General features: G+C 49.4%; 8 protein-coding genes. 3 read left to right on the top strand and 5 right to left on the bottom strand.

Annotation, left to right across the window (positions count from 1 at the left end; all coding sequences use genetic code 11):
- Positions 1-83 precede the first annotated feature (83 nt).
- Positions 84-1,277 carry a class I SAM-dependent rRNA methyltransferase gene (locus ACXAH4_RS09665; protein WP_474881682.1) on the top strand — a complete coding sequence of 398 codons (1,194 nt, stop codon included), beginning with the start codon at positions 84-86 and terminating at the stop codon, positions 1,275-1,277.
- A 20-nt stretch (positions 1,278-1,297) separates the two neighbouring features.
- Here ACXAH4_RS09665 and ACXAH4_RS09660 read toward each other — a convergent pair whose 3' ends face one another.
- From ACXAH4_RS09660 to ACXAH4_RS09645, 4 genes are all read right to left on the bottom strand, one after another.
- Positions 1,298-1,600 (bottom strand): PilZ domain-containing protein, encoded by a 303-nt coding sequence (locus ACXAH4_RS09660; RefSeq protein WP_119501548.1) that lies wholly within the window; start codon positions 1,598-1,600, stop codon positions 1,298-1,300.
- Between the two features lie 182 nt (positions 1,601-1,782).
- Entirely contained in the window at positions 1,783-5,715 is a 3,933-nt protein-coding gene (hrpA, locus tag ACXAH4_RS09655; RefSeq protein ID WP_474881780.1) for an ATP-dependent RNA helicase HrpA, read from the bottom strand.
- A 40-nt stretch (positions 5,716-5,755) separates the two neighbouring features.
- Positions 5,756-6,781, bottom strand: coding sequence for an AraC family transcriptional regulator ligand-binding domain-containing protein (locus ACXAH4_RS09650; protein WP_474881681.1), 1,026 nt, complete (start codon positions 6,779-6,781; stop codon positions 5,756-5,758).
- Complete coding sequence (locus tag ACXAH4_RS09645; protein ID WP_474881680.1) at positions 6,778-7,677, bottom strand: GGDEF domain-containing protein; 900 nt, start codon at positions 7,675-7,677, stop codon at positions 6,778-6,780. The genes ACXAH4_RS09650 and ACXAH4_RS09645 overlap by 4 nt, the downstream gene beginning before the upstream one ends.
- Positions 7,678-8,002: 325 nt before the next feature.
- On the opposite strand from ACXAH4_RS09645, the gene ACXAH4_RS09640 reads away from it, so the two are divergent.
- Both ACXAH4_RS09640 and ACXAH4_RS09635 read left to right on the top strand, forming a co-directional pair.
- Entirely contained in the window at positions 8,003-10,696 is a 2,694-nt protein-coding gene (locus ACXAH4_RS09640; RefSeq protein WP_474844345.1) for a TonB-dependent receptor, read from the top strand.
- Positions 10,697-10,776: 80 nt separating this feature from the next.
- Positions 10,777-12,654 (top strand): phytase, encoded by a 1,878-nt coding sequence (locus ACXAH4_RS09635; RefSeq protein ID WP_474881678.1) that lies wholly within the window; start codon positions 10,777-10,779, stop codon positions 12,652-12,654.
- 86 nt (positions 12,655-12,740) lie between these two features.
- Here the strand turns inward: ACXAH4_RS09635 and ACXAH4_RS09630 are convergent, their stop codons facing one another.
- A complete protein-coding gene (locus ACXAH4_RS09630) occupies positions 12,741-13,163 on the bottom strand; it encodes a CBS domain-containing protein (protein WP_474851347.1) in 423 nt (140 codons plus the stop codon).
- Positions 13,164-13,195 lie beyond the last annotated feature (32 nt).

The following is a 13,195-nucleotide window of genomic DNA, read 5'->3' as shown; positions in this document are numbered from 1 at the left end:
CACAAATATTCGGTTCAAAAGTCGCGCCGGATAATGAGAAAAGCTATACTGCGCGCCACTTTCATCTAAGGGTTATCATAACAATGTCTGCCACCGTCGTCTTACAACCTCAACGTGATAAATCACTGCGCCGTCGTCATCCCTGGGTTTTTGCCAGTGCCGTTGCCACGGTTAACGGACGTTGCCGCAGCGGAGACACTGTTGATGTAATAAGTGCAGAAGGTGACTGGCTGGGACGCGGTGCATGGTCCCCTGAATCCCAGTTACGGGTTCGCATGTGGACTTTTAACAAAGATGAACCGGTAGACAATGGTTTTTTTGTTCGTCGCCTTTCTACTGCCCTCACCCTCCGTGAAAACCTGGTGATTAACGACAACACTAACAGCTATCGCCTCATCGCTTCAGAGTCTGACGGATTGCCCGGCGTGACTATAGATGTGTACAACACGGTGATTGTTGTGCAATTGTTGAGTGCCGGTGCTGATAAGCAACGTGACAAAATTGTGTGGGCACTGAAAAAAGTGCTGCCGGGGAAAGACATTTTTGAACGCAGCGATGTGGATGTGCGTGCAAAAGAAGGACTGGAGCCACTGGTGCAGACGCTTCATGGCGATCCGGAACCGGTGGTCACAATTCTGGAGAATGGTATTCAGATTCAGGTAGATATTCGCAACGGCCATAAAACCGGTTTTTACCTTGATCAGCGTGATGCCCGCGCAGCTGCCGGCCGCTATGCAAAAGATAAAGATGTGCTGAACTGTTTCAGCTATACCGGCACGTTTTCGTGCTACGCGTTACAGGGCGGCGCAAAACATGTCACCAATGTGGATGTGTCTGATCCGGCGCTTGAGCTCGCGGCAAAGCATCTTGAAATCAATCATCTCGACAGTGCCCGTTGCGACATGGTGAACGGTGATGTGTTTCAGGTTCTGCGTAAGTATCACGAAGAACAACGACAGTTCGATATGGTGATCCTCGATCCGCCTAAGTTCGTCGACAGCAAAGCATCACTGGGCCGCGCATCACGAGGCTACAAAGACATTAATATGTACGGTATTCACGCGGTGAAATCCGGTGGTTTGCTGCTGACATTCAGTTGCTCAGGCCTGATGCCGGCGGATTTATTTCAGAAAATTGTGGCCGATGCCGCGCTGGATGCCGGCAAGACCATTAAGATTGTTGAACGCCTGACTCAGGCCAAAGACCACCCTGTTATCGGCACGTATCCGGAAGGTTATTACCTGAAAGGTCTGGTGTGTGAAGTAACTGATCTTTAATCAGTTACTTCATGAGTTAGTTACTTCATTTCTGAAATTTCTACACCAATAATACAGCTGGCGTCTGTCTCAGGCACACAGCGAACCACGGTTGCAATGGCAGACAAGGACGGGATCTGGGAGCTGTTGGAGTCGATAGAAACGTTAACCTGCGTACCCACTTCAATGGATGGCTCTTCAACTTCCAGAGACATGCCTGTGGCACTGATATCTTTACATACTGCCTGATGAGTACGGCTGGATTCTTCGTCGTTAATCTGTACCTGACAAGGCGAGTTAACCATCATCCTGAAAAAATTACGTTTATCGTCGTATCCTAACATGTCTTACTTCTCCCAACCTCTGGTAGCAACCTCGTAATATACTTCATCACTTATAGGACGACACCCCGGCGATGTCAACTGAGATCGCCGAAGAGTCACCGAAAGTTTGATATGTGGTGTAATATCAGCGTATATCCATCACGCTTTTTCGCGATATCACATACCTTTACGCGACTTTTTTATTAAAAGTTTTCCAGCGCACTTAAAACTCTTTTTGCTGATACCGGATAGGCGGTGCCAAGTTGCTGGGCAAACAGAGAAACACGCAGTTCCTCAATCATCCAGCGGACCTCAAGCAGCTCAGCAGGTGCCTTACCCTGCGGGTATTTATTGCAGGCTTTATTAAACGCAGTCACCGCTTTTTCAATGGTTTGCTGATGCATGCGGTCTTTATTCGGATCAATGGGCAGCTTTTCCAGGCGTCGCGCCAGTCCCTTAATGTAGCGGTTCCAGTCCGGCAACCTTCCGCGACCTAAATCCGAGACAAAACCCGGATAAACCAGTGTAGACAGATGTTGTTTCACATCGCCAAGGGCACTGACCATGTTGAGCGGTACATTGCCCTTCATTTGCTTTTGACACTGGTGCGCGAGAGTGAGCCCCTCTTCCACCTGCCCGGCTATGTCCAGCACCACATCATTAATTTCAGCCCTGACAAAATCGACGCACTGTTTAAAGGTTTCAGCGTCACGTATTTCAACACCTTGTGCTTGTTTAAAGGTGTTGGCCAAATCATCAATACCGGCCAGTATACAGTCGTCAATGAGCGCTTTGATCTGGCCGAAAGGATTAAAATACAAACCCAGTTTTGCTTTGTTCGGCAATTTACTTTGCAGATAGCTGAGTGGCGACGGCATAGCATTACGGATCAGCACGTTAACGCCGTCCTGATGATGTTGTTTCGCTTTTTCAGGCTCGTCCACCAGTACTATATCAACTTTGTCACCACGGCGGACCAAAGCGGGAAACGCCTGTACTTCAAAGCCCCCCATCTTTTGCGTAAAGGTTTCCGGCAGCTGTTCAAAATCCCAGCTTTCAAGCCCTTTGCGTTCCAGTTCCGGCGTTGCGGCCTTTTCAAAGGTGGCTTTCACCTGCCCCTGACATTGCTTCTTCAATGCTTCCAGATCATCACCACGGGCAATCACCTCACCTTTGTCGTTAACCACAGCAAAGTGCATTTTGAGATGCCGTTCAAGCTGAGACAACTGCCACTCTTCTTCTTCCACAATAACACCGGTCATACGGCGCAGTTTGTCAGACAACGCCTGTAAAAGCGGCACCGGCTGACCGTGCTTGTCAAAGGCGCTGATATCTTCAAGGCAGGCTTCTGCATAATTCGGTGCAGGCACAAAATTTTTGCGTAAACGTTTAGGCAGGCTTTTAATCAGGCTGACAATCAGTTCGTGTTGTAAACTCGGCACCAGCCAGTCAAAGCCCTTATCTGCCACCTGATTTAATATGGGTAACGGAATGGTTGCCGTTACCCCGTCATCTTCAGCATTGGGCTCGAAATGGTACCGTAAAGGCAGCGTAATATTGCCCTGCTTCCAGACATCGGGAAAAGCATTGGCAGTCTTCGCACCCGGCTGCTGGCGGTACACATCCTCTTCACTGAAAGCGAGAATGTTCTTGTCGGATTGTTTTTGCCACCACTTTTTAAACGAAGCTTCGTTATTGACTTCTACCGGTAAACGCTGGGCATAAAAGGCCACCAGCGCTTCTTCGTCCACCATGATGTCCCGGCGCCGGGTTTTCTGCTCAAGCTCATCCACCTGATCAAGCAAGGTCTGGTTATCCGCCAGCACGCTGTTATTCAGTTTGGTATCACCTTCAATTAACGCGTGACGGATAAATAAATCCTGAGACACGTGCGGATCGATTTGACTGTAAACCACAGCCCGCTTCGGGATGATGGGCAAGCCAAACAGGGTGACCTTCTCAAAAGCCACCACAGCGCCGCGCTTTTTAGACCAGTGAGGCTCTGAATAGCTGGACTGGGTCACATGCTTTGCCAGAGGCTCTACCCATGCCGGGTCAGTCTTCGCATTCATCCGGGCAAACAGGCGGGACGTTTCCACCAGCTCTGCCGCCATGATCCACTTGGGTTGTGATTTTGCCAGGCCTGAGCCCGGGAAAATCATAAATTTTGAATTCCGTGAGCCGAGATACTCCCGCTCTTTGTCTTTCATGCCCAGGTGCGACAACAAACCGCTGCAAAGCGCCTGATGCACAGACTGAAAATCAGCATCCTGCTTGCTGATCCCCAAACCGATTTCCGCGACAGATTTTTTTAGCTGGCTGACAATGTCCTGCCATTCACGCATACGCAGATAATTGATGAACTGCGCTTTACACCACTTGCGCAACTGATTATTAGACAGCGCAGCTTGCTGTTCTCTGAATGACTGCCACAAATTAAACAGACTGATAAAGTCTGAGTCTTTGTCACGGTATTCGTTATGCTTTTCATCTGCCTGCTGACGTTTTTCCTGTGGCCGCTCACGGGGATCCTGAATAGATAAACCGGCAGCAATCACCATGACTTCCCGCACCGCATTCGTGCGCCCGGCTTCGATGACCATACGGGCATAGCGGGGATCAACCGGTAACCGGGCTATTTTGCGGCCCATTTCCGTTAGCTTTGGCTGGCCTTTACCCCGTTTAATCGCCTGAATTTCTTCAAGCAACCTGAAGCCATCGGTTATATTGCGGCTGTCCGGTGGCTGAACAAACGGAAATGCGCCGATGTCCCCCAACCCCAGCGCCAGCATCTGCAGAATGACGGACGCGAGATTAGTACGCAGAATTTCCGGATCGGTAAACGCCGGACGACCAAGATAATCTTCTTCACTGTATAAGCGGATACAGATCCCGTCTGATACCCGCCCGCATCGTCCGGCCCGCTGATTCGCAGACGCCTGAGATACCGGTTCAATGGGTAAGCGCTGCACTTTGCTGCGGGCGCTGTACCGTGAAATACGCGCGGTACCCGGGTCAATAACGTATTTAATGCCCGGCACCGTTAACGAGGTTTCCGCCACGTTGGTGGCCAGCACTATGCGCTGGCCGCTGTGAGACTGGAAAATACGGTTTTGTTCTGCTGCCGACAATCTGGCGTACAAAGGCACAATTTCAGTGTTCCGGTATTGCTGCTTCTGGAGAGCATCCTGGGTATCGCGGATATCCCGCTCACCACTTAAAAACACCAGAATGTCACCGGGCGCTTCGCGCTTAAGTTCATCAACGGCCCGGACAATGGCATCAGTCTGATCGTTGTCATCTTCCCGCTCTTCAGGATCATGATAACGAATTTCTACCGGATAGGTTCTGCCGCTCACTTCGACAATAGGCGCATCATTAAAATGTCTGCTGAAGCGTTCCGGGTCGATGGTCGCCGAAGTGATGATGAGTTTAAGTTCGGGGCGCTTATCCAATAACTGACGTAAATACCCGAGGAGGAAGTCGATATTAAGACTGCGTTCGTGAGCCTCATCAATAATGATGGTGTCGTACTGATTTAAGAAGCGATCCTGCTGCATCTCCGCCAGCAACATACCGTCGGTCATAAGCTTGACGTAGCTGCTGTCGCTGACCTGATCTGAAAAGCGGATTTTGAAACCCACCTTTTCACCTAACGGCGTATTCAGTTCTTCAGCAATACGGCTTGCCACGCTGCGGGCAGCCAGTCGTCTTGGCTGGGTATGGGCAATCATGCCGTCCACGCCCCTGCCCAGTTCCAGGCAAATCTTCGGAAGCTGGGTGGTTTTTCCTGAGCCTGTTTCCCCCGCCACAATGACCACCTGGTGAGAAGCGATGGCCTGTTTGATGTCGTCTTTTTTATCACTGACGGGTAACGGCGGATATTCAATGACCGGCAAATTCTCCGCCCGCAAAGCACGTTTCACTTTTGACGCGTCAATGCGCTGCATAACATCACTGATGGCGTCAGCCGCCTGTTCAGACTGAGATTTAATCAACCCGCTGAGTTTTTGAATGCGACGGCGTAAAGGAAAACGATCGGCCAGCATACACAATGACAACTGGTCGTATAATGAAGAAACAGAAGGCGCGGCTGGCTCAGAAGACAAGACTCTTTCCTTACTACTCTGGGACATCGAAAAAGAGGAAGAGTCTACCATAAAGCCGTTATGTTGTTTAACGGCTTCGCAACTCGCCGGGCGTTAAACCTGTCCAGCGTTTTACTGCGCGCCGGAAGTTTGTAAGGTCGGAAATGGCAAGTCGCAAGGCACTCTCTTCGTTAGATAACCGGCAAATTTGTAACAGAAATATAGCCTGTTCCCGCCGTACATCATCAACCAGCGCTGAAAACGTGCAGTGACAAGCTTTTAGTCTTCGCTTCAGTGTGGCCGGGCTGATATCCAGCGCTGAAGCCAGGTCTGTAGCGCAAAGATGCGGGTTACGCATAACTGCATTTCGGATAAAATCCGGCAGCTGTACACCGCTGATTAATTGCTTTTTATAGTGAGAAACCGATGCTTTCAGCAAATAGGTATCGTAATGCAAAAAAGGCTTCTGTAAGGAGGCGTTATCTATCGCAATGTAAAAACAGGGAGAATCGAAATGCAGGCGCCGTCCGAGGTGCATTTCAAATTCAGCGATATGTCGGGGGCGGGAAAACGGAAAATGAAAACTAAGAGGCAGTCTCTGACCGCACCATTGCTTCGTTAACGCGATGAAGGCGGAACAGACCATGAGTGATGCAGCATCGAACGCTTTATTTTTGCCGGCACTGTCCCGCAGCGTGATCACTATACCCTGCGGCCTTGGGTATACGCCAAACGACACTAACGGCGATATGTGAGATGTAAATCGACGCAAAATCAGTAAAGCCTGCCTCAGGTTTTTACTGTATGCCATGGCTTTGAGGACACCACTATATTGTGATGTAGCCAGTGCCTGCCCGGCCTGAAAGGCAAAATCCCGCACGCCGGCGTATTTATCCGCATTCAGCACAAGGGCAGCTATCTGTAACGGCGAAAAAGCACGCTCGTGCGTGAGGTCTGTATCGAAAATACCGGTTCCCCGAAGCACCTTGTTTTTATCTGCCCCTTTGGCACACGCCACATTAAGCAGCGTCTGGCAAAACGGCGATGCGCTGATACACCGGGTTTCCGGATTCAACAAAGGCTCTGAAGATAAATGATGACCCGGCTGTTTCATGCTGCCTGCGTATCCTGATGATTTAACTGGTCCTGCAGATCTGACAACAACCTGTCGCTGTTATGGTGTGCATCAAACTCTCCAACAGCCGTACGGACAGACTGAAACAAGGCCGTTGTATTGGCGCCGCTTTTAAATGCCAGACAATGTACCGACGTTTGAATATCGCCGGCAATCCGGCGGGCATCCGGATGTGCTGTATCAGGCATTAAAATCACGAACCGGTCTCCTGCATAACGGCAAACGAGATCTGTCTCACGTACATGCATGACCAGTAAGCGGGCAATTTCCTGCAAAAAACGGTCACCTTCGGCATAACCGTGGGCCTCGTTAAACCGTGAGAAGCCGTTTATGTCTATCATGATTGCACTGCCTCTGCCGCCCTGGTGCTTCAGGTCTGTGAGACGTTCCTGCCAGTAATCCGCCAGATAGAGTTGCGTGACGCTGTCTATCTGCCCATGATTACGTAAAGCCCACTCTCTGCGCTGCAATTGCCTGTTAAGTGCTTTTTGTTCTTCGTGCCAGCCCAGCAATCCGGCTGTCATGATCACCATACCAAAGGCAGCCGGCATAGACTCCAGCATGCTTAACCAGTCTGAAGCTGCGGAGTAAGTGAACATTTCATCCAGAAAATCGAGCAATGCGGTAAATGCAAAACAGTTCAGGCCAGCCACCAGCAAGGTGGTTACCCTTCCGGGTGGCCGGCTGGCAATAGCAGCAATAATCCAGGCAAATGCGAACAGCATAACGCTGCCCTCGCCGGTGACATCCAGCCAGGCAATCTCATCAAATGGCTTTAACTGTCCATGGGAAAAACTTAAATATAATGCAATGCACTGAGCGCCAATACTGGCACCAATGAGATGACTTTGCCGGTAACGAAAAACCGCATTCATAACCTGTAAAAACCTTAAATCAGACGGGTGAAATGATGATTTACCCGTTTTATATCTGTGATAACAGGGTCATTTTGGCTCACCAATGTGACAATCCGGTGATCATTTGCTGCGTCAAACTCCCCGCAATTGCGATAACTTTATTAACTTCAATGAGTTAGCTTCGGGTCAAAATGGCTCACCATTTTATTTTTTACAATAATAAATAATAAAATCAGGTATTTATGACAGTCGCTGTCATCATGCGGTCACAAAATTGTCATTAACTCTTTCTAGCGTAGCGGCCAGTCACTTAACACAACGTTATAAATTCAGGAATGCACTCATGCTTCGTCTTTCAAAATTGACCACTCATTGTTTAGCTGCGCTCAGCCTTTCTTCTGCTGCCTTGTCAGTGAATGCCGGAGAAATTGCCGGACAACTGACAAACGACGACAACTCCCGTGTTTTTGCGGGTGCTCAAATCACACTTAAAGAATTGAATCTTGTTACCGAATCACGCAGAGACGGTACCTTCCGCTTTCCTTCCCTGCCCGCAGGTGCTTACACACTTCAGGTTAGCTATCTGGGCGCGCAACCTGTCACAGAAGTGGTTAATGTAACGGAAACAGGCATTGTTTCTCCTGTTATTGCACTGTCTGATAATGGCAAAGCCATCGCCGATATTCTGGTGAAAGGACAACGCAGCGGCCAGGCAAGTGCCATTAACCAGCAGCGGGTATCAGATCGCATTTCATCCATTGTCTCTGCCGACGCCATTGGTCAGTTCCCGGATCAAAATGCCGCTGAAGCATTACAACGCTTACCGGGTTTGTCGATTGAGCGGGATCAGGGTGAAGGCCGCTTTGTTGGGATCCGCGGTATCGATCCTAACTTAAATAACGTTACCATTAACGGACTTAACATTCCTTCGCCGGAAGCCGGTGTGCGCTCTGTAGCACTGGATGTTATCCCATCAGAACTAATTCAGACTCTTGAAGTGTCAAAATCGGTCACAGCAGATATGGATGGTGACGCTATCGGTGGTGCCATCGAAGTGAAAAGTGTCAGTGCCTTTGATTACCAGCAGGACACGGCCAAACTTACCATGCAGGCCAGCCACAATGAGCTGGTAGATAAAACGAGCCCGAAATTGTCTGGCAGCCTGACCCACAAGTTTAATGAATCCTTTGGTGTTGCCGCAGCGCTTTCATGGTTTGAACGTGATTTTGGTTCCGACAATATTGAAAGCAACGGCGATGATGAACTGGAACAGCGTGACTATACCATCACCCGTGAGCGTTTAGGTGCTGCGGTCAATTTCGATTTCCGTCCTGACTTCAACAATCAGTATTTCCTGCGAACCCTTTACAGCGAGTTTTCTGACAACGAGTATCGTCAGGCGAATATTTTTACCTTTGATGGCGAAGACTCTGAAATTGCCAGAGAAAGCAAAGACAGATACGAGAAACAAACGATTATGACCGTTGCGGCCGGCGGTGAACATCAACTGGATACCTGGGATATCAACTGGCAGTTGGGTTATGCAAAGTCTGAGGAAGACGAACCTGATGCCCTTTACTACACATTTGTTCAGGATAACGCCAGCATCAGTGCTGACCTCGACACCCGCATTCCGCAGCTCACACAGAATGCAGAAGCCATGCAACTGGCCAACTATGATTTAGACGAAATCAGTTTTGAAGATAACTATACGAAGGATACCGAGACGAGTGCAAAAATTGACTTTGTCCGCGGTATTACCTTAGGCGATTATCAGGGCGAGTTTAAATTTGGTAGCAAATACCGCAGCCGTGAAAAAATAAATACAAGCCAGATATCCATTTATGATGGTGACTTTGATGGCATCACAGGTGAAGGATTTGCAACTGCTGCTCCGGATTGGAATATAGGTGATTTTGGCGACGGACTGGACAGAAACGCATTGCGAAATAATTATAACAGTAACCGCAATAGTCTTGAACTGGCCGAATTGGACTCTGAGGTAGAGTCTAACGGGGCGTCTTATGTAAATAATGAAGATATCTTCGCGGCCTACGCTATGGTAACAGCCAACATTGATGCCCTTCGTGTGGTTGCCGGTTTACGTTATGAGCGCACGGACTTCAGCACTGACGGTATGCGGGTTGAACTGGTTGAAAATGAAGAAACGGACGTTGAAGAAGTGATCAATACCGCCTGGAACGCGGACCGTGACTACGACAACTGGCTTCCAAGTGTGAACCTCAGATACGACCTCAATGATAAAGTCGTGTTGCGCGGCGCATTTACACAAACTATCGCAAGACCTAAGTTTGAAGATGTGGCGGCTTACCAGATCATCGAGAGTAAAACAGAAGAAGACGGCGACAGCTTTGTCACTGAACGGGAAGCCGAAGTGGGTAACCCGCAACTTAAACCGTATGAATCTACCAACATTGACCTGTCTGTTGAGTATTATCCCGGCGCAATCGGTGTGCTCTCTGCCGGTTACTTCTATAAAGACATAGATAATTTTGTCGTATATGCAGACGTAGCCGGTACAGAAGACTGGCAGGGCTATGACGAAGTGGTACAGCCTGTGAATGGTGAGTCTGCCAGCTTACACGGCCTTGAGCTGTCATGGGTGAAAGCTTTTGATAACGGCTTTTTAATGTCAGCGAACGGTACGTTCTCGTCCTCTGATGCAACGACCCTGCTTGACGGTGAAACATTTGAAACCAGCCTGCCCAACCAGTCAGACACGGTGGGTAACCTTACGTTAGGCTACGAAAACAACCTGGTCAGCCTGCGTCTTACTATGACGTACAAGAGCGAGAACCTGGAAGAAATCGATGGCGATATGCTTCGTATGGAAGACGATCACCACCAGCTTGATTTCTCAGGCAAGTATTACATCAATGATGACATGTTGATTTATTTCAACGGCATTAACCTGAGCGACGAGCCTTACTACCACTATTTCGACCAGCGAAACCGCAATGCGCAGTACGAAGAATACGGCCGTACATTTGAACTTGGATTTACCTGGCAAATGTAACCTGCAGGCACCGTGGTGCGGCTGATGCTGCACCTCGATTTTCTTCCCTCATACTGCTAACGATTTCAATGAGATTTAAAGTGAAAAAACAACATACTCCCCTCGCCTTTCTGTTTGCCTCTCTGCTTTTTGCGCCGGGAAAGGTAATGGCCGACCCTGTCACCATCGATGCAACAGCCTTTTCAATTGAAGGTAATCAGTTAACCCCGCTGGTCATCAACAATCAGTTGCATTATCTGGTTACCAGCGAAACCCAGGGCCTGATTCTGACCGGTAAAGATCAGAAAATAATCAGCACACTACCCGGTCACTTCAGTCAATCCGACATTCTGCAGCACAACGGCACGCTGACCGTTGCGGCGCTTAACAAAGATACCTATGGTGTTGAGCTGTACCGCTACAACACCGGTACTGACGAGTTTGAAAAACAGCAATCGCTGCAGGCAGATCTGGCTGATATTGAAGCGCTGTGTTTATCTGTTTCCGGTGAATATCTGACACTGACCACAGCAGACGCCACAGGACAAATGAAGCAGCACTGGCTGGCAGACGACCACTTTGTAGAAATACGAACCGTTAACACAGGCCCGGGCATTAAAAGTTGCCAGGCCGATGTGCAAAACGGCTATGTCTATCTGGCTGATGAAAATACCGGATTGTGGCAATACGACCATCACGCCGAAGCCGGTGATGGCCGCTCCCTTATTATGACGCAACAGCACGGCGTAACAAGCGAAGGCGTTGAAGGAGTAGGCCAGGCAGCAGGACTGACAGTATTCGTTTCCCCTGACGCTCCGGTGGTGAATGTTTTCCAGAATGACAGCATCAGTGAATTTAAAATAAACGGAGAACATAAATGGGAAGCAGTCAGGGCTGCCCCGTTTAACAACAACACTGTGATCGGCCTGTATGACGATGACAGCGAAAGCCTGTTTACCGCTGTATTACCGGTATCAGCACCACAAACGGCAACCCGCCGCACACAACCGGCAGACGGGCATTTAACCGCATTCGCAGAAACCGATCCCGTTGCCCGCTTTGGTGATGCCGCTGACGATCCGGCCATATGGTACAACGACGAAGCACCGGAATCCTCTGTGATAATCGGTACAGACAAAAAATCCGGGCTGGACTTGTATGATCTTTCAGGCAAGCGACTTCAACATCTGAATGCAGGCAGGCTAAATAACGTCGACGTGCGGTCCCGCTGGCAGGTAGCCGGACAGGAACTTGCCATTGCCGCAGCGTCAAACCGCACTACCCGCACGGTTGATATATTCCTGCTGGAACCTGCAACCAGAAACGCTGTACCTGCCGGGAAGCTGCCCTCGCAATTAAACGATCTTTATGGTCTGTGCCTGTACCAACATACAAACGGTGTTGACGTACTGGTGAACGATACGGATGGCAGTTACGAGCGGCATCGCCTGTCATTTGAAAAAGACAAAGTAACGGGCAAGGTCATCGACCGGTTTACCGTTCCTTCACAGCCTGAGGGCTGCGTGGCAGACGATGAAAATGCCATGCTGTATTACGGCGAAGAAGATACCGGCGTGTGGAAGCGTAGCCTGGATATCAGTAACCCTGAGCCGTCACTGATTGCAAAAGCAGACGGTGCGGTAAAAGACGATATTGAAGGTATGGGCCTGTTTGATGTGGACGGGGAACGTTATCTGATAGTGTCCAGTCAGGGCAATCACCGCTACGCCGTTTACGCCACAACGAATAACCATTTGCTGGGCACGTTTGATATTGTGCCTGATCTTCAAAAAGGCATCGACGGGGTTTCAGAAACAGACGGTCTGGAAACTATGTCTCTGCCCTTCGGCGAAAACCTGCCTGATGGCTTGCTGGTTGTCCAGGATGGACACAACGTGATGCCCTCTCAGCAACAAAACTTCAAACTGGTTTCCGGTTCATCGCTGGCAGAATTTATCCGCCAACATCGCCGGAAATAACGGCTTAGTGCAAAACGGAGAACGGGCCCTTGCTATGGTTAATAGCAAGGGTTTATTTTTTAATGTCTGCCGGTGTAAGCGGTAACTTAAACAGCCATTTTGTCGTAGCCCGACTGAAGCTGCTTATCAATGGCTTTCAGAACAGCGGCACGGTTTATCACGCCAACGAGTACACCGTCATCGTCGATAACAGGGAAAACCCTCGGGCGTTCGTTAATCAGTCGCTGCGCCACTTCCAGTACAGAATTCCAGGGTTTCACTGCACTGACGGTAGTTTGCATAATGTCTTTCACCCGACACACTTGCTCACGATAATAACTCGACTCAATCATCATCTTCAGACAATCCTGTTCGGATAAGAACCCCGTCACCTGCCCCCGCGCATTTTGAACAGCGCCACCGGTCTGGTTATTTGCCAGCAGTCTTTCAACGGCTTCGGCAACGGTCATGTCTTCGGTCAACTTCACCGGATGATGATTCATATAATCGCTTACTTGCAAAGATTCCATGTTTAGCCTCCAGTACGTCACCATGACGTGTC

It is taken from the genome of Alteromonas sp. ABV2_168 (genome assembly GCF_056161165.1).
Note: the sequence above shows the minus strand (reverse complement) of the source record. Positions and strands in the feature narration are given on the sequence as shown.